Source organism: Rheinheimera oceanensis (assembly GCF_018831085.1).
In the GTDB taxonomy this organism is placed as follows: Bacteria; Pseudomonadota; Gammaproteobacteria; order Enterobacterales; family Alteromonadaceae; genus Alishewanella; species Alishewanella oceanensis.
In genome coordinates this window covers 179,368-198,217 of the sequence record NZ_JAGPNM010000005.1, presented here as the reverse complement: position 1 = coordinate 198,217, position 18,850 = coordinate 179,368, and the positions used below count along the sequence as shown (strand labels likewise).

The window sequence follows — 18,850 nt, the reverse complement described above, 5'->3', positions numbered from 1 at the left end:
TCGTTACTGCAGCCTTAGCAGCTAGTCGCCGCTTCTAATTAAAACGAATTAAGTGCCGCAATCGCAACTGCTGACTGATAAAAAATCTGCGTGACTTGTGCCCACAGGCTGAGGTTATCTTTATACTCAGTATCCAGCGGCACTATAATAGTATCACCAGGTTTGAGCTCTCCTCTAGATACGGCAAACCAACTGTTTGTTGGCACCATAACAGACCCATCTGCACGAATAACATAAGTTCGCTCAGCATCTGCACGTTTACGCAAACCACCTGCCAATTGCAAATACTGTTGCACTGTTCGAGCGGCATCATAACGATGCGTACCAACGTGCTGAACTTCACCCACAATAGTTACAGAACGGTTGATACGCGGTACTATAAGTTTGTCACCATGTTCTACGCTAATGTCAAATGCAGGGTTTCCGGCTATTGCCTGCTCCAAATCTATAACCAGACGCCCTATAGGTCTGATTCTTTCGATTTCTCTTAACATTAACATAGCATCGGCCGGAGCAATTTGATTACCTTGTGCTGCTAATGCTCTGGTGGCAACATCTGACTTTAACTGTTCAACAAGTTTTGCGTACTGTACTGTCTCTTTTTCCTTAATCTGTTCACGGGTAAACACTGCGCCAAATAAAAAGGAGTTCTCAGTAACACCACCGGCACGGGCAATTACCTGTGATAATGTTTCGCCTTGTTGAACTGTGTACGTACCAGGGAAACGTACTTCGCCTTCTAAAGTTATTTCACGTTGTGATGTCCAATTAGGTACACTAAAAATATTCAGACGGTCACGGTTTTGCAATGCAATATTATCACTATCATTTTCTGTGAAAAGTTGCTGTAAGTTAAGACGTTTATGGCTAACTTCGACACCATTACGATTGTCAGCTTGCTTAATTACCCGGCTCAACTCTGCCTGATTAATATATGCAGCATCAGTTAACCCCCCGGCGGCGGCAATAAGATCACTTACACGGGACCCTATGCTTAGCGGATATTCACCCGGAACTCTAACCGCACCGCTAACAGAAACAGTTGCGAGACTATTGTCATTACGGGATTGCAAACGTAGCTGTTGCAATATGGGGTAGAGAATTTCTTTGCGACTAAGATGTTTACTCAGCAATAGTACTTTCGGGTTGGTAAACAAATTGCTAAAAATATGGCTTAACTCTGCAGTTAGCAATCGATGTTGCTCTTCAACTGATAAATGTTCAGTTGGAATCTCGATAGCATCACCACTAGGAGGTAATGGAACTTCATTTTCTGCTAACAATTCAAAAGCACTTTTTGTTAAATCAGCCATTAACCAGCGTTGATCGCTGTTTGACTTTAGCTTTTCTGTAATATTGTCGCGTAACTTTGCATCTAATTTTATCCGTTCAAATGCTTCGTTTGCATAATGAAACAAGAGAATGCGATCGCGTGGTTGTAATTGCAGATCATCTGTTCCATTTGGTTTTGCAATCGCTTTAGCCGGGCTGAACTGTAAAAACTCAGTGATAGTACCTGGCGTACCTTCACGCACAATTAAGGCATAGTCTAAATCTGCCGTAGGCAGTAAATCAGACCAGTGATTACGAATCAGATCGGTTACTTTAATACCGCTACGCCAGGCATAAAAACCTGGCCTGGCTGCTGCTCCTGCAATAACGATCTGGTTTTCTGCTTGCAGCGATGCCGCATCTACACGTAAGACATCACCACTATTTATGCGCATCTGGCGAGTATTAGTATCTGTGAGATCCAGGTTCTGCAGAGTACGAACATTATTATCAAAACGCTCTAATACAGCAGCTCTTGGATAAGCACCAGCTTTTGTTCCACCAGCCATTGACAGTAAATCGGCCAATGATTCTTTTGGCTTTACTTCATAAATAGCGGGGCGCTTTACCTCTCCGCGGACTTCTGCAAGAGTAGTTACAGGCGCAACAAAAACAACATCGCCATGTTGTAAATGTACGTCATTTTTATTGTCACCTCTGAGTAATAAGTCATACAGGTCAAACTGTGCAACTGTTGCCCCTGCACGTCTTACCGTAATTTCACGCAGGCTCCCGATATCAGATACACCACCAGCAGTAAATAACGCCTGGGTAACGGTAGTAAGGGCAGAAACAGCATAGGCGCCAGGATACTTTGCCTCTCCTGCGACAAATACATTGATAGTTCTGAGCTCTCCCATGCTTATGGCTGCATTTACGCCTATAGTTGCCTGCTGAACACGTTCTACTATCAAATTAGCTGCAGTAGAAAAGTTTAATCCGCCAACTGTCAGAGGCCCCACATCAGGCACAAAAACCTTGCCATCACGGCTAACAGTAAGCCTGACTTCACTATTTTGTTTGCCAAACAGCTGCAACAGTAACTGATCATCAGCTCCCAACATGTAATTATCAGGCACTGGCATTGCTGATACCGGAGCAAAAGTACTTATTTCAGCATCAAACATTCTTAAGCCAAAACGCTCTGCCTCATCACTTTTAGGTTGCAGGCGTGAGCCGGCAAGCTGTTGCTCATCACGCCTGATTTGGGTTAACTCAGTAACAGATTTACTCCGCTCGTTTGCAGCCGAACTTGGACTTTGCCCTTGCCGCAGCAAGGAAACATCAAAACCATATTGTTTAGCCAGTCTTTCCTGTTCGGCACTGGGTAACTTTTTGAATTGCTCGATCATCGCTGGCGATGGCGTTACTGCATAAGTTTGCAGTGTTACCAGACTTAGTAAACTGGCTATTAAGACTAGCTGAACAAATTTAAGCACCCGTAAACTCCAGTGTTGTTGGTCTTGATTTTATATTTTTAACAGCCTTAAACACTAAGCGATATCAGCTAGTAATTTTCTGATATCCAGTAGCAAAGCTGTTTTATAAAGTATTGTGGCTAAAGCAACAGTTATGACCACAATATTGGCAAAAAACTGCCAAAATTTTACCGTTTTTTTGCTGACTAATCGAATGTTATCGCGCTTTTTCTGCTACCTAACGATGACCCTGTACTCTTTTTCACCATTATTTGTTAATTATCTATTTATCCGACTTTATTAAGAGGTGATATTAAGCTGCACCATAACGAACAGATAATGCTTCTAGAGCTCTGAATGGGTAATTAACCACTACATTTTTTCTGACAGTTTTTTAAAACTGTGCAACGAGGCTGTCTAATGCAGGCCGCCAAGCCGGGCTGCTAATATTGAAAGTATTTGCCATGCCATCACAATTTAATACTGAATTTGTGGGGCGTAATGCTGGTGATGCCCAATTAGTACTGCAAACAGCCTGAAGATTGACCTTAAGCTGATGCGCTGCAAAAATAGCTTCGGCAAACTGATACCAGCTAACTGCCGGGTTGCCAGCCAGATGATAAATACCATAGGCTAAACTACCCTGCTGCTGATAGCGCTGTAACAGCTGCAGTACAATAACAGCAAGATCACCTGCGTATGTCGGGCAACCGAATTGATCATTAATCACCTGAATTATCTGGCCGCGCTGCGCCAGCTTTAGCATAGTGCGGTAAAAGTTATGGCCAAATTCGCTAAATAACCAACTGGTACGCAAAATAACATATTTACTGCAGGTGGCCTGTACGGATTGCTCGGCCTGCAATTTAGACTGGCCATACACATTAAGCGGGGCGGGAATATCTTGCTCGGTATAGGCTTTGCTGCTTTGGCCGTTAAACACATAATCGGTAGAAAACTGCAGCAATAAGCTGTTGTACTGCTGGCAAAGCTTAGCCAAATGGCCTACGGCAGTAGCGTTAACAGCAATGCAGGTGGCAGCTTGCAGCTCGGCGTTGTCAACTGCAGTATAAGCGGCGCAATTTATTATTACATCCGGCCGGTACTGTGCCATGACAGTTGCGACAGCGCTCATATCGGTAATATCCAGCTGGCTGCGATTTAGCGCCAGATACTGAAACTGCTGCCTCTGTTGCAACTGTCGCGGCTGTTTTAACTGTTGTAGCAGTGCCAGCCCTAATTGGCCGTTAGCGCCCAGTAATAACAGCTTCATGCCAGCGCTACGCTAAAACCGGGGGCGGCGGCGTCTTTTGCCGACAACAACTGTGGTGGTGTCGGCCAACTAATAGCCAGCTGTGGATCATTCCAGCAAAAAACCGCTTCATCGGCAGCATTATAATAACTGCTGGTTTTGTATATTACGTCGGCAACATCTGACAGCACCAGAAAACCATGGGCAAAGCCCGGTGGCAACCACAGTTGCTGCGCGTTATGTTCAGACAATACTATGCCCTGCCACTGGCCAAAAGTGGCTGAATTTTTGCGGATATCCACAGCAACGTCATAAATTTCGCCACGTAATACGCTGACAAGTTTGCCCTGAGGCTGGTTGCGCTGAAAATGCATACCACGCAGCACACCTTTTACCGAGCGCGACCAGTTATCCTGTACTAAAGGCTCGGTAATGCCGGCTGCATAATAAGCATTAGCACGGTAGTTTTCCTGAAAAAAACCGCGTTCATCGCTAAAGCGGTTTGGCTGCAACAGTAAACAACCGGCTAAATGGCTAGGTGTAATATTCATTGGCTTGCTGTGCTAATAAAACAGGCGCCGATTATACCGTATCGGCGCCATAACTGCCGGTAAAAGCTAGCGGATAAAACTAAGCGACAGCAATTTACAGCCGTAAATCGCTGTCGTTAGCGCTAAGTACGTATTTTAAATCGTACAATACGCCGCCGGTTTTACTAAAGGCGCGGATGCCCTCAGCCCCCAAATCACGGAATTGTTTATGGCCAACGGCCAGTATCACTGCATCATAGCTGCCCTGCTCTGGCTGCTGCAGCGTTGTAATGCCATATTCATGCTGTGCTTCTGCGGCATCTACCCAGGGGTCGAACACATCAGCCATAACACCATATTCTTTTAGCTCGGCTAATATATCTACCACCTTGGTGTTGCGGATATCCGGGCAGTTTTCTTTAAAGGTTAAGCCCATAACCAGCACCTTGGCACCGGCCACATGCAGGCGGCGTTTTACCATGGCTTTTACCAGTTCGCTTACCACATAACGGCCCATACTGTCGTTAATACGCCGCCCGGCCAGAATAACCTCGGGGTGATAACCAATGGCCTGAGCTTTATGGGTTAGGTAGTAAGGGTCTACTCCTATACAGTGGCCGCCTACCAAACCGGGCCGAAACGGCAGGAAGTTCCATTTGGTGCCTGCTGCCAGCAATACTTCTTCGGTATCAATACCGAGTTTGTTAAAGATTACTGCCAGCTCGTTTATCAGCGCGATATTTAAATCGCGCTGGGTGTTTTCAATAACCTTGGCGGCTTCTGCTACCCGGATAGAGCTGGCTTTATAAGTACCGGCAGTGATAATGCTGCCGTACAGCTTATCAACAAATTCGGCTATGTCTGGTGTAGAGCCGGAGGTAACTTTTTTAATGGTGGTAACACGGTGCTCTTTGTCACCCGGGTTTATCCGCTCCGGGCTGTAGCCGGCGAAAAAATCGACATTATATTTAAGCCCGGAGACACGTTCGATTACCGGAATACAGTCTTCTTCGGTCGCGCCCGGGTAAACGGTGGATTCGTAAATCACTACATCGCCGGCTTTTATCACTTTGCCTAAGGTTTCGGAGGCTTTAATCAGCGGGGTTAAGTCGGGCTGGCGGTGCTCGTCTATCGGCGTTGGTACGGTAACGATATATACATTAGCACGGCGTAAATCGTCCAGATTGCTGCTGTAACTGAGTTTACCGGCTTGTTTTAGCTCTTCACTGCTTACTTCAAGCGTGTGATCTTCGCCTTTATTCAGCTCACTGATACGGGTTGTATTAATATCAAAACCTAAAGTGGTGTAATGCTTACCAAATTCAACCGCCAGTGGCAGGCCAACATAACCCAGGCCGATAATAGCTAACTGACTGTCTGCGATATTTCTCATACTAAAAATCCTTTGTAAATCCATTTACTTAACATTATTAAAACCGGAAATTGTTACTGCTGAATATACCAGGGCATAGCCAGCTTTAAGCCATCGCGGATGCGATACTCAGGGGCATAACCCAGCATGGTTTTGGCTTTGCTGATATCGGCCTGCGAGTGGCGCACATCACCCGAACGAAACTCACCATATTGCGCCGCCTTGGTATAGTGAATACCATTGTCGGCCAGGCTTTGCACAAGGCCGTTAAATAACTCGTTTAGCGTGGTGCGATCGCCCAATGCCACGTTAAATACTTCGCTCTGGCTGATATTAGCCAGCGCAGCGCGGATATTGGCCTGCACCGCATTGGCGACAAAACAGAAATCGCGGCTGGTTTCGCCATCGCCGTTAATTACCACATCGTCGTTGGCGATCATAGCGGCAGTCCATTTTGGGATCACTGCAGCGTAAGCGCCGTTAGGGTCTTGCCGTGGGCCAAACACATTAAAATAACGCAGCCCGATACTATGAAAGCCATAAGTTCGGGAAAATACATCGGCGTATAGCTCGTTCACGTATTTGGTAATAGCATAGGGCGATAAAGGCTTGCCTATAATATCTTCGACCTTGGGTAAAGCCGGATGATCGCCATAGGTAGAACTGGAAGCGGCATAAACAAAGCGTTTTACCCCGGCGTCACGCGCAGCCACCAGCATATTTAAAAAGCCGCTGATATTGGTGTCGTTGGTAGTAATGGGGTCGTTAATTGAGCGTGGTACTGAGCCCAGCGCAGCCTGATGTAGTACATAATCAACAGCGCTACAGGCTTGCTGGCAGTGCGCCAGTTGGCGGATATCGCCGTTAATAAAGCTAAAGTTAGCCCATTGTGCCGGGTTAACCAGGGTTTGCACTTCGTCAAGGTTGCGCTGATGGCCGGTGGCAAAGTTGTCCAGCCCTACTACCTGCTGGTTGGCCTTTAACAGCGCCTCTACCAGATTAGAGCCAATAAAACCGGCGCAACCGGTAACCAGCCAGCGCTTAGGGGCTTGCTGCAAATGTTGCAGAATATCCATATTAAAATTCTCCGTTTGTCAGCTTTGTGTGTGTAGGCATTTCGTTAATCAACTTAGTACTCGCTGACATCTTTTCTGATTGCATCAATAATACGCTGACAGGCTTTGCCGTCACCATAGGGGTTATGGGCAAAACTCATGCTGTCATAGTATGCCTTATCAGTAAGCAATTTGCTTACTTGTGCGACAATTTTTGCCTGATCGGTACCTACCAGTTTTACGGTACCGGCTTCTACTGCTTCTGGCCGCTCGGTGGTGTCGCGCATAACCAGCACCGGTTTACCCAGTGATGGCGCCTCTTCCTGAATACCGCCCGAGTCGGTTAGTACCAGGGTACTGCGGCTCATCAGATAAACAAATGGCAGGTAATCCTGCGGCTCGATTAAATGTACATTGGGTGCGTCTGATAATAAACGGAATACCGGTTCACGCACATTAGGGTTTAAATGCACCGGGTACACGATATCGCAATCAGGGAACTGCTGAGCAATTTGCTTTAATGCGGCGCAGATATGCTCGAAACCGGCACCAAAACTTTCACGCCGGTGGCCGGTAACCAGAATTAACCGTCTGCCGTCCTGGCCATAAGGAAATTGATCAGCAAAACGCTGGCTTAGTACGGCGTCGTCTTCTATTTTAGCCACTACCTGCAGCAGCGCATCGATAACGGTATTACCGGTAACGACAATATGTGCCGGATTAACCTGCTCGTTTAGCAGATTTTGCTGTGAGGTAGCGGTAGGTGCAAAGTGAAAACGGGTAATAGCACCGGTTAGTTTGCGGTTAGCTTCTTCCGGCCAGGGGCTGTATATATTACCGGTGCGCAGGCCGGCTTCAACATGGCCTACGGCGGTTTTTTCATAGTAACAGGCCAACGCTGCGGCGAAAGTGGTGCTGGTATCACCGTGTACTAATACTACGTCTGGCTTAAAATCACGCAATACAGGCTTAATGTTTAACAGTATGCTGGTGGTTACGTCGTATAAATCCTGGCCGGCTTTCATAATAGCCAGGTCGTATTCGGGTTTGATATCAAATAACTGCAGCACCTGATCCAGCATTTCACGGTGTTGGCCGGTAACACATACACGGCTGTCGATATCCGTTTGCTGCTTTAGTAAATTAACCAGTGGTGCCATTTTAATGGCCTCGGGGCGGGTACCAAAGACGCTGAGAACTTTAATCATCAAAGATCCTTATTGCTGTATTGGCGTAAAGCTTACCAAAAGCGCTTTTAAAGCGATAGTCAGAACCGCTAAACTAGCGCGCCCTGCGTTAATTCCAACTGAATCGTGCATAATTAACCGCAGAGAGCATTAACGCCTGCAATAAAAAGGACCAACCGATGTTATATCTGAACAGCCAGAAAATACCTGAATTAGCCGGCCTAACGTTTGCCCAGCGCATGGAGGTGATCCGTAAAGCGGCTGATGGCCTGCCGGTACCCACCAAAATTACGCTGAATATTATTAAACTGCTGATTTTGATCCCGTTATTTTTACTGATTGCCAGAGCCAGCGGCTGGGAAATTGTTGGTTATATTGTATTGCTGCTGGTTGCATACCCGGCCATTACGCGGCCGTTAACCTTTGCCGTATGCCGTAAAGATTTTGCCAGAATTCGCCAGCAGCTGTTTGGCCAGTAACAGGCTGTAACCTGCATACACCGGTAATTTTACGGTTTTTATCTGTTAACACTGTGGCGGGTGATGACAAGATTGCTGCACATCTGCATAATCCGCTGAGCTTTGTGCCAAATGGCAAAAGGCAGATAATTCTAATAAAACTCTGGGGACTCCATGACTGAATCAAGCACTGTTGCGGCGGCACATGCCAACCAGCCGCAATTTCTCGGCCATCCGGTCGGGCTTTATGTGTGCTTTCTCACCGAAATGTGGGAACGCTTCTCCTTCTACGGTATGAAATACCTGCTGTTATTGTATTTAACAAAGTACCATTTATTCAGCGACGCCGGTGGCCTGGATGTATTAGGCAGCTATGCCGGCCTGGTTTACGCTATGCCGGTTATCGGCGGTATGCTGGCAGACCGTTACCTGGGTATGCGTAAAGCCGTTACCTTTGGCGCCATTTTGCTTTGTCTGGGCCATTTGGGCCTGGCCTACGAGGGTTTTCAGGCTTATGTAGAAAACGGCGTGGTAGTACAGGATACCGGTGCCATACAGGTGTTTTACTTCTCGCTGGCGCTGATCATTATGGGTGTGGGCTTTTTAAAGCCGAATATTTCTACCATAGTGGGCCAGTTGTACGGTAAGGAAGATGCCCGCCGCGATTCAGGTTTTACTATCTTTTACATGGGTATTAATACCGGCTCTTTTATTGCTACCTTGCTGGTTACCTATATTGGCGAAACCTACGGCTGGGGCTATGGCTTTGGTTTGGCTGGTATTGGTATGGTGCTGGGTTTAATTGTGTTTTTAGCCGGGCAAAAATACCTGTATGGCTATGCTGAACCTGCGAACCCTGCCCTGTTAAAAGAAAAAGTATTTGCCGGTATTAACCGTGAATGGCTGATTTATCTGGCTACCGTACCTGCGCTGTTTGTAGTGTGGCAACTGGTGCAGTATAACCCGGTGGTGCATAACACCTTACTGGGGTTATCTTTTGCAGTGCTTGTTGGCATTATCTGGTTTATGGTGACGCAATGTACTAAGGAAGAGCGTGACCGGATGATGGTATTAATAGTACTGACCATTTCAACGGTGGTGTTCTGGGCACTGTTTGAGCAATCGGCGTCTTCGATGACCTTGTATGCCGACCGGGTAATGGACCGCAATGTATTTGGTTTTGAAACCACTGCTGGCCAGTACGGCGCATTAAATCCGTTGTTTATTATCACTTTGGCACCGTTTTTTGCCTGGTTATGGATTTTCCTGGCCAAACGCAATATGGAACCCAGCACCCCGGTTAAATTTGCACTGGGTATTATTCAGGCCGGTTTAGGTTTTGGTGCTCTGGTATTGGGCGCGCAGTTTCCTAACGAAGCGGGCCTGGTTGGTGCAGGCTGGATGGTACTGGCCTATATGTTACACACTATGGGCGAGCTGTGTTTATCGCCGGTGGGGTTATCGGCAGTAACCAAGCTGGCAGTGCATAAAGTGGTTGGTGTAATGATGGGGGCCTGGTTCCTGGCTACGGCTTACTCTGAGTTATTAGCCACCCAACTGGCAAAACTGGCGGCGATTGAAGTACCGGCCGGTGAAACCGTTGAAGTAAGTGCCGCACTGGCAGGTTACACTGAGCTATTCAGCTTTTTGCTGTATGTTGGTCTTGGTATTGGTGTTTTTATGCTGTGCATCAGCCCCTGGCTGAAAAAACGCATGCACGGCGTGCATTAAAGCGAAAAGGGTCGGCAATGCCGGCCCTTTTTATTTGCGCCATATAAAGCTAACTTACTGACATCGCCACTCTTTGTATACTACTGGCCACGCCACTGGGCATGACACAAAGATTCGTGTTTTTCGCGGCTGAGCAGTATACGCGCCAGCACCATATCTGGCTCGCCGTTTTCGCCGGTTAAGCCAATTTGTGCTTCGTAGTGCAGCTCTGGCTCCAGGTCCTGCATCATTATTTCTACCCAGTCTTCACCGGGAATAGCCAAATCGGCATAGCCGCGGCTTTCGTAGTGTTGCTGATAAAGTGCGTAATCTTCTGCCGACAGATTTTCTGACGCCAGTTCTTCAAAGATATCAAACGCGTGGTCACATAGTTCGTCCAGCGTCCATAATTCCAAATCCTGCATTGGTGCTCCGGTATAAAAATCAGTTTTGTCGCAGGCCTTGCGTTACAACGCTGCTGTGCTCGCCAAAGCAACTCGCTTACGCTTGCGCGTTCGCTCAGACACTCTTTGGCTGTGCGCAGCAGGTTCTAACCGGCCTGCTTTATCGTGCTGGAGTGTTATCACCAACACAATGCTACTTAAACAATGCCGCCATTATAGCAAGGCTTTGGCGAAAACACTGCTGTGCTGCTAAACTAGCGGCCTTTTTACCTGCCAGATGTCACTATGTACCTGTGTCCGCTTTGCCAACAGCCATTATTGCTAAGCAATAAACAATACCAATGTGCTAACCGCCATAGCTTTGATCTTGCCCGCGAGGGTTATGTTAACCTGTTGCCGGTACAGCAAAAAAACTCTAAAGATCCAGGCGACAACAAAGAGATGATGCTGGCACGGCGCGCTTTTTTGCAGGCTGGCTGGTATGCACCGCTGGCACAGGCGGTAAGCCAGGCTCTGGCAGAGTTAGCACCAAAATGTGTGCTGGATTTAGGCTGCGGCGAAGGCTACTACACCACGCAGTTAAAACAGGCAGTACCCGATGCAGCTGTATATGGGGTTGATATCTCCAAAAGCGCGATTAAATTTGCTGCCAAAGCTGCAGCTAGCGATATCAATTTTAGCGTGGCCAGTGCTTACCAGCTGCCCTTTGCAGCAGATTTTTTTGATGCCGTGGTACGTATTTACGCGCCGTCTAAACCTGAAGAGTTAACGCGGTTGATAACAAGCGGCGGCCATTTAATTACCGTAACGCCGGGGCCTGAGCATTTGTTACAGATAAAACAAGCGGTGTACGAGCAGGTACGGCTGCATAGTGACAACATCGACAGCATTGCTGGCTTTACTCATATTAAGCGCCAGCGTTTGCAATATAACCTGACATTTAAGCACCCTGCCGATGTATTGGCCCTGGTACAAATGGTACCGCTGGCGTGGAAATTCAGTGCCGAACAAAAGCAGCAGTTTGCTGCCAGCCTGCCGGTAATAAGTATCGATTTTCTGCTGGATGTGTATCAAAAAGCACCAATTTGATGCAAAACATTGGTCGCACCATCTGAGCGCGTATTGCCCCGTTATGGGGTGATGTTGCGCTGCTGTTTAACAGTAAATCACTGTTGTAGTACGCAGCTGTAAATTTTTTCATTCCTGACCGCCAATTCACTTGTTAACAACCGGCTTACCTGTATGCCTTCTGGCATCTGCGCCCGGATTAAGCTTGTTAACATACGTCATTTTGAATTTGCCTGTTATAGCTCATTTAGTCATTCCCAAAACAGATACGTATAAATTTTGCGCATAGTCTTTGCATTATTGCTAGCGAAGCGCAAAACAATGTAGCGTTTTTATCTTTTAACACTTTGATAGTAATCATTTTTAAATAAAAAATAACTAAGGTGGGAACAAAGATGAATTATAAGAAAAATTCTGTAGCACTGGGCATTAAAATTGCGCTTTTTGGTTCAGTAGCAATGGCAATGCTGGCTCAGCCGCAAGCGTGGGCAGAAGACGCGGCTGAACAAAGCGGCGAAGCAGTAGAGAAAATTGCAGTAGTAGGCTCAAGATCAGCGCCACGCTCTGTGGGAGAGTCGCCGGTACCTATTGATATTATCGGTGGTGAAGAGTTTACCAACCAGGGCAACTCAGACATGCTTAACTTACTGAGTACCATGGTGCCCAGTTTTAATATTAATGCCCAGCCGATCAGTGATGCAGCAACACTGATACGCCCGGCTAACCTGCGTGGTTTAGGGCCGGATCAAACACTGGTATTAGTAAACGGTAAACGGCGGCACCGGGCTGCCGTTATTGCTTTTTTAGGTGGCGGTATTTCTGATGGTGCCCAGGGGCCGGATATTTCAGTGATCCCGGCTATAGCTATCCGGCAGGTAGAAGTACTGCGTGATGGCGCCGCGGCACAATATGGCTCTGACGCTATTGCCGGCGTACTAAACTTTCAGCTGAAAAACGCCAGTGAAGGCGGCATGCTGGAAGCCAAATGGGGCGAGTATTATGACGGCGGCGCCAGTGATCAGTTTGCCGGTAATATTGGCCTGCCTTTTACTGACAAAGGCTCGGCTAACTTCAGTTTTGAATACCGTACCGCTGATGCTACCAGCCGCAGTGTGCAACGCGATGATGCTGCCGCTTTAATTGCTGCTGGCAATACCGCAGTGGCCGACCCGGCGCAAATTTGGGGCTCGCCACAAATTAAAGACGACTTAAAACTGTTTGCTAATATTGAACTGGAGGTAAGTAAAGATAAACAAGCCTACGCTTTTGGTAACTATGCCAAGCGCGAAGTTGAGGGTGGTTTTTATTATCGTAACCCGACTAACCGCAGCGGTGTTTATGCTGGCTCACCGGTAACAGTAGATGGTGTAAATTATGATACGGTACTGGTTGGCGACTTAACCCCGGATGATGGCATAAGCTGCCCGGCACTGCGCCTGGATGCTAATGGTATTCCGATTGCATCGGATCTGGCAGCCATAACCGCAGATGCCAATTGCTGGGCCTTTACCGAAATGCTGCCCGGAGGCTTTACCCCGCGCTTTGGTGGCACGGTATACGATGCCTCTATTGCCGGTGGCGTAAAGGGCGAGTGGTTTAACGATATTATGTTTGATATGAGCGCCACTTATGGCCGCAGCCAGGCAGATTTCAATATAAAAAACACCATTAACCCATCAATGGGGCCAGACACCCCGACAGAATTTGACCCCGGCACTTATGTGCAAACTGAAATTGGCCTGAACCTGGATATGTTCCGCGAGTTTGACGCCGGACTGGCTGAGCCGTTAATACTGGCCGGTGGTGTTGAATGGCGTGAAGATATCTTTGAAGTAAAAGCTGGCGACGTTGCTTCTTTTACCGTAGGCCCGCTGGCCAGCCAGGGCTTTGGTATCGGCTCTAACGGCTTCCCGGGTTTTAAACCGGAAGCCGCCGGGGTATTTACCCGCCGTAACCTGTCGTTTTATACCGATGCCTCAGCCTGGGTAACCGATGATTTAATGCTAAATGGCGCTCTGCGTTACGAGGACTTTACCGACTTTGGCGATACCACCAACTGGAAAGTGTCTGCATTGTACAACCTGACAAGCAACATTTCACTGCGCGCTGCTGCAGGCACCGGCTTTCGCGCCCCTACCATTGGCCAGAGTAAAGTTATTAACGTAACCACCGCCTTTGGCCCGAACGGGCTGGAAGATCAGGCCACTTTACCACCGGATAACCCGATATCAATTCAAAAAGGCGGTAAACCGTTAAAGCCGGAAGAATCTGAAAACTTCTCGCTTGGTACGGTAATGAGTTTCGGCACTACGCACGTGTCACTGGATTACTACAATATTAAAGTGACGGACCGCTTAAGCCAGACCTCGCCACTAACCCTGGATGAAGACGATATTGCCGCACTGCTGGCAATGGGCGTAGCTGACGCTACCAGTTATTCCAGTATTTTATTCTTTACCAACGACTTTGACACCCGCACGCAGGGGGTTGATTTAGTGATAAGCCAGGATCTGGATCTAGGCCGTGGCCGCAGTAAACTCAACCTGGTATTTAACTGGAATGACACCAAAGTTACCCTCGACCCGCTAACCACTAACGTAAATGACACTAAGGTACGGCAACTGGAAGATAACCTGCCAAACACCCGTGGCAGCCTGTCATTTACTCACGAGGAAAACAGCTGGCGTGGGCTGGCCCGGCTAAACTACTACGGTTCATTCTGGGAAGCACATCTGGATGATGGTGAGCTGGGTATCGACGAAGGTTCGGCCGTTACCGTTGATCTGGAACTGGGTTATAAAGTACTGCCCTCGCTGGAGCTGGTACTGGGCGCGCAAAATGCCTTTAACAAATACCCGGATGAAAACCCGTACGGCGGTATAGCCGGTGCTAAGTACCCTACTACCACACCATATGGTTTTAACGGCGGTATGTACTACCTGCGCGCTGTGTATACGTTTTGATGTCGCAACATGCAGTGTCTGATGTTTAAGGCACTGTAGCAAAGTACTGTTACTGCACTAAGCTGGTATTGGCCAACGTTTTTACTGACCAACGCTTTACTGACCAACGCTTTACTGACTTAGTGCAGCTTGCCTGCAGGATAAACCAGCGATGACTAACTACTTTAAAACCCCACTTACACGGCGCCAGTGTCTGGGCTTGCTGGCGAAGGCTGGCAGCAGTTCGGCAATACTGGGAGCTGCCGGTATTTTTGGCCTGACTAATATTCCACTAAATGCGAGCCCGGTAACATTAAAACCGCTGCAGGGTAAACACCGTAAAGTGCTGATCCTCGGTGCCGGCATCAGTGGCCTTACCGCAGCCTATGAGCTGGAACGGGCCGGCTATAGTTGTACAATTTTAGAGGCATCACACCGCATTGGCGGCAGAGTACTGACACTGCGCCATGGCGATTTTATCGACGAGTTGGGCACTCCACAGATTTGCCCGTTTGACGATGCGCCAAACCTGTATTTTAACGCCGGTGCAGCACGTATTCCTGCCCACCATACCGGCATTTTGCATTACTGCCGCACGCTTGGCGTAGAGCTGCAGTTGTTTAGTAACCACAACAAAAATTGCTACACCCAGGATGATGCCGCTTTTAACGGCCAGCCGGTACGAATACGTGAATATGAAGCGGATATGCGCGGCTTTATCGGTGAGTTACTGGCCAAATCGGCCACAGCTGGCAGCACTCTGGACCAGGCGTTTAATGAGCAAGACTTAGATAAGTTTATTCAGTTTGCCCGGGCTTATGGTGATCTGGATGCAAATTTAACTTACCGCGGTACTGACCGCGCCGGTTATGCTGCCGGAGGGGTTACCAGCCCGGCGATACTAAAACAACCAAGATCACTGCCAGATCTGCTGCGTAGTGACTTTTGCACCGGTGCTATGCATTTTGCTGAAATTGCCGATCAGGCCCCCGCCCTGATGACACCAAGCGGCGGTATGGATAGCATTGTAAAAGCCTTTTTGCGCCAGCTGACTACGCCAGTGCATCTACATTGCCAGGTCAGCAATATTCAGTTGCTACCACAAGGCGTTGCCATAACCTACCTGAAGCAGGGAGAAAGCTATACCGAACAGGCCGATTACTGCCTTAACTGCATACCGGCCCAATTGGTTAGCGGCATAGAAAGCAACTTACCGGCTGATTATGTTGCCATAATGCGCCAGCTGGGCCGCGGCAAACTGACCAAAATCGGCCTGCAGGCCAAACAACGTTTTTGGGAGCAGGAAGATATTTACAGCGGTATTAGCTGGACTAAACAAGACATTACCCAGATATGGTATCCACACCACGATGCTTTTAAAGCCAAGGGTATTTTATTGGGCGCGTACAGTTGGGAGCCGCAGATTTCAGATCGCTTTGCTGCTATGACGCATCAGCAACGCCTTGCCACTGCTATTGCACAGGGTACTAAAGTGCACGCCAATTATGGCCAATATATTGAAAACGGCGTCAGTGTTTGCTGGCAACGGATGAACCACATGCTCGGTTGTGGTGCGGTATGGACAGAAGAGTTACAAAAAACCGGCTTTGAATTGCTGCAGGCTCCGGCCGGGAACCACTATTTGATTGGCGATCAACTCAGTATGCACCCTGGCTGGCAGGAAGGCGCAGTGCGCTCGGCCTGGCATGCGCTGGCTGATATTGAGCAGCGTGAAACACTACGCACAGGAGCCCGGGCATGAATAAAATCTGGCTGGTGTTTATGTTACTTAGCAGCACTGCTCTGGCAGATTCTAAACAACCTGACGCCCGTTATTGCCTGGTGTGCCATGGCTCTGCGGCTCAGGGTAACGTTGCTATTAAAGCCCCTAACCTGGCTATTTTACCCGACTGGTATCTGCGCCAGCAGTTTATTGCCTTTCGTAATAACTGGCGCGGTAACGCCGCAGATGACGCACACGGCAAAGAAATGCAAGCCGTTGCAAACACAATGAACGATGCTGAAATTGACCAGGCTATTGCTTTTATCCGCCGCCGGGCGCCGGTGAAATTACCCATTAGTGTTAATACTACAGCAGATATACAACACGGCCGGCAGTTATATCAACAATGTCAGGCTTGCCATGGCGCTAATGGTGAAGGCAATGCTCAGCTACATGCCCCGCCGCTGGCTGGCCAGCATAACTGGTATCTGGTACAACAGCTCAGTGCCTTTAAAAATGGCTGGCGCGGTAACCAAAGCGACGATAGCTACGGCCAGATAATGCGCCAGTTTGCCCAAAGTTTAGCAAATGATCAGGCCATAGCTGATGTTGTGGCCTATATTGACAGCTTACCCCCTACCCAACCGTTAGTAAGGACAACCCAATGAAACTAAGTTTTTGTTTTGCCGCTGCATTATTAGCCATTAGCCACAATAGCATTGCTGGCGATATCAAACGTTACCCTCTGCCAAATAACAGCACTTTTCCTATTGCTGCTGCAGTAGAGGTACCCGCAGGTAAAGCCGTGGTGTATGAAAGCGGTAAAGTACCGGCACCGCTTAACCCTAAAGCAGAAAAAAACAGTGCAGCTTACTGGGGCAATACTGAGCAGCAAACCGTTAGTGTATTAAGCCAGATTGAAGCCAGCCTGAAAGATAAAGGCCTTGGTATGGGCGACGTGGTAAAAATGACAGTATTTCTGGTGGGCGATCCGGCACTTGGTGGCAAGATGGATTTTAGCGGCTTTATGCAAGGCTATACCCGGTTCTTTGGCACTGAGCAACAACCCAACCTGCCAGCCCGCTCTGCCCTGCAAATTGCCGGTTTAGTGGCTGACGGTATGTTGGTAGAAATTGAAGTGATTGCCGTGCGGCCTTAACAGCTTACAGCCAGATCACCACAGGTGATCTGGCACTGCCAGAGTTTACAGCTCTGTTTGCGCAGCAGCTTGCTGTGCTTCACGTTCTTGCTGATGAATAGCCGTTAGCATACCTGACCAAAAATAGGTGCCCATTTCATTCATTACATTAGATTCAGCATTAATCAGCATAACCAACCCCAGCTGATGCTCACGTGAATAGGCAATTTCAGCGCGATAACCTTTTACCCAGCCACCATGGTAAATAAGTTCATCCTGGCCAAACTGATACACCCGCCAGCCCAGTGCATAATGGGCATCGGTCAGGTAGCGCCGCCATTCTTTGCGTCTTAAATCGCGCCGGGTTTTTACCCGCTTGGCGGTAATTTTTTCCAGCAGGCTGTCTGACATTACCGCCGGATTATGCCCCAGTTGAGCAATTAACCAGTAACCTAAATCTACCGCACTGGCATTAACACCGGCAGCAGGGCCAAAACGGTAATAGCTTTCTGCTACTTTGGTGCTGTGCCAGCTACCTCTGGCACGCACATGCGGCATAGCACGGTTTTCGGTGCTGAAAAAACCATCCAGCCCGACAGAGGCCGTTGGCAATTGCAGCGGGGTAAAAATATGTTCCTGCATTAGCTCGGCATAGGTTTTACCGGTAGTTTGCTGCATGATGGGCTCAATTAAGCTAAACAGCACATTCTGGTAACCATAACACTGGCCGGGAGGGCAAAGAGGGTCAATTTTACTGAACTGTGGCAGGATACGCTCGGGTAGCAAATCGGCTTCAATCAGGTTGTCGTAGGCGTTAGCCATAACACCGGTGCTTTGTGACAATAAATGTTCAACTTTTAACTGTTTATTGTAACGTGGACTTTTAAAACTAAACTCCGGCAAATAGCGGGTAACGTTGTCGTCCCAGTTAAAATGGCCTTGTGATGCCACTATACTGGCCAGGCCTGCAGCAAAGGTTTTTGACACTGAGGCAATACGAAACACCGTGTATGGATCTACCGGTTCTTTGCTGCCAAGCTGGCGTACACCAAAACCGGCAGTGGCAATAATTTTATTGCCGCGCACTATGGCATAAGCGCCACCGGGAATTTTCTGTTCGTTAAGGTTAGCAGCAAAGTACTCGTCAAAGTCTGCTACCAGAGGCCCAAGTTCAATCTCTGCCATAACAGAGCTGCTAAACAAACAGGCTATTGCCAGAAAATACTGCCGCACTGTAACCCCTTTTCTGCTTATCATTATG

The 18,850-nt window shown here is 48.1% G+C and carries 15 protein-coding genes; 7 read left to right on the top strand and 8 right to left on the bottom strand.

Going from position 1 to position 18,850, the window contains the following annotated elements; all coding sequences use genetic code 11:
* Positions 1–38: 38 nt before the first annotated feature.
* The 6 genes from J3B89_RS12800 to wecB form a co-directional block, all read right to left on the bottom strand.
* Positions 39–2,771, bottom strand: a complete 2,733-nt coding sequence (locus tag J3B89_RS12800) for an SLBB domain-containing protein (RefSeq protein WP_349814220.1) — start codon at positions 2,769–2,771, stop codon at positions 39–41.
* 373 nt (positions 2,772–3,144) lie between these two features.
* Positions 3,145–4,023: a dTDP-4-dehydrorhamnose reductase gene (rfbD, locus tag J3B89_RS12795; protein ID WP_215397962.1), complete on the bottom strand. Its 879-nt coding sequence runs from the start codon at positions 4,021–4,023 to the stop codon at positions 3,145–3,147.
* Positions 4,020–4,553, bottom strand: a complete 534-nt coding sequence (rfbC, locus tag J3B89_RS12790) for a dTDP-4-dehydrorhamnose 3,5-epimerase (protein ID WP_215397961.1) — start codon at positions 4,551–4,553, stop codon at positions 4,020–4,022. The genes rfbD and rfbC overlap by 4 nt, the downstream gene beginning before the upstream one ends.
* A 94-nt stretch (positions 4,554–4,647) precedes the next feature.
* Entirely contained in the window at positions 4,648–5,925 is a 1,278-nt protein-coding gene (gene tviB, locus J3B89_RS12785; RefSeq protein ID WP_215397959.1) for a Vi polysaccharide biosynthesis UDP-N-acetylglucosamine C-6 dehydrogenase TviB, read from the bottom strand.
* Positions 5,926–5,978: 53 nt separating this feature from the next.
* Positions 5,979–6,980, bottom strand: a complete 1,002-nt coding sequence (locus tag J3B89_RS12780) for an SDR family oxidoreductase (protein WP_215397955.1) — start codon at positions 6,978–6,980, stop codon at positions 5,979–5,981.
* A gap of 53 nt (positions 6,981–7,033) precedes the next feature.
* Positions 7,034–8,167: a non-hydrolyzing UDP-N-acetylglucosamine 2-epimerase gene (gene wecB, locus J3B89_RS12775; protein WP_215397954.1), complete on the bottom strand. Its 1,134-nt coding sequence runs from the start codon at positions 8,165–8,167 to the stop codon at positions 7,034–7,036.
* 158 nt (positions 8,168–8,325) lie between these two features.
* On the opposite strand from wecB, the gene J3B89_RS12770 reads away from it, so the two are divergent.
* Positions 8,326–8,625 (top strand): DUF6170 family protein, encoded by a 300-nt coding sequence (locus J3B89_RS12770; RefSeq protein WP_215397951.1) that lies wholly within the window; start codon positions 8,326–8,328, stop codon positions 8,623–8,625.
* A 153-nt stretch (positions 8,626–8,778) separates the two neighbouring features.
* A complete protein-coding gene (locus J3B89_RS12765; RefSeq protein ID WP_215397950.1) occupies positions 8,779–10,335 on the top strand; it encodes a peptide MFS transporter in 1,557 nt (518 codons plus the stop codon).
* An 80-nt stretch (positions 10,336–10,415) separates the two neighbouring features.
* Here the strand turns inward: J3B89_RS12765 and J3B89_RS12760 are convergent, their stop codons facing one another.
* Complete coding sequence (locus tag J3B89_RS12760; protein ID WP_215397949.1) at positions 10,416–10,739, bottom strand: DUF440 family protein; 324 nt, start codon at positions 10,737–10,739, stop codon at positions 10,416–10,418.
* Between the two features lie 264 nt (positions 10,740–11,003).
* On the opposite strand from J3B89_RS12760, the gene rlmA reads away from it, so the two are divergent.
* The 5 genes from rlmA (at position 11,004) to J3B89_RS12735 (ending at position 17,610) form a co-directional block, all read left to right on the top strand.
* Positions 11,004–11,807 carry a 23S rRNA (guanine(745)-N(1))-methyltransferase gene (gene rlmA / locus J3B89_RS12755; RefSeq protein WP_215397948.1) on the top strand — a complete coding sequence of 268 codons (804 nt, stop codon included), beginning with the start codon at positions 11,004–11,006 and terminating at the stop codon, positions 11,805–11,807.
* A 374-nt stretch (positions 11,808–12,181) separates the two neighbouring features.
* The gene (locus J3B89_RS12750) at positions 12,182–14,749 is read left to right on the top strand and encodes a TonB-dependent receptor plug domain-containing protein (RefSeq protein ID WP_215397947.1); all 2,568 of its coding nucleotides are present in this window, start codon (positions 12,182–12,184) and stop codon (positions 14,747–14,749) included.
* A gap of 151 nt (positions 14,750–14,900) precedes the next feature.
* On the top strand, positions 14,901–16,490 hold the full coding sequence (locus J3B89_RS12745; RefSeq protein ID WP_215397946.1) for a flavin monoamine oxidase family protein: 1,590 nt from the start codon (positions 14,901–14,903) through the stop codon (positions 16,488–16,490).
* Entirely contained in the window at positions 16,487–17,119 is a 633-nt protein-coding gene (locus J3B89_RS12740) for a c-type cytochrome (RefSeq protein ID WP_215397945.1), read from the top strand. Before J3B89_RS12745 ends, J3B89_RS12740 begins: the two co-directional genes overlap by 4 nt.
* Entirely contained in the window at positions 17,116–17,610 is a 495-nt protein-coding gene (locus J3B89_RS12735) for a RidA family protein (RefSeq protein ID WP_215397944.1), read from the top strand. The genes J3B89_RS12740 and J3B89_RS12735 overlap by 4 nt, the downstream gene beginning before the upstream one ends.
* A 45-nt stretch (positions 17,611–17,655) precedes the next feature.
* On the opposite strand, the gene J3B89_RS12730 is transcribed toward J3B89_RS12735, so the two are convergent.
* The gene (locus tag J3B89_RS12730) at positions 17,656–18,846 is read right to left on the bottom strand and encodes a serine hydrolase domain-containing protein (protein WP_251372400.1); all 1,191 of its coding nucleotides are present in this window, start codon (positions 18,844–18,846) and stop codon (positions 17,656–17,658) included.
* Between the last annotated feature and the right edge of the window lie 4 nt (positions 18,847–18,850).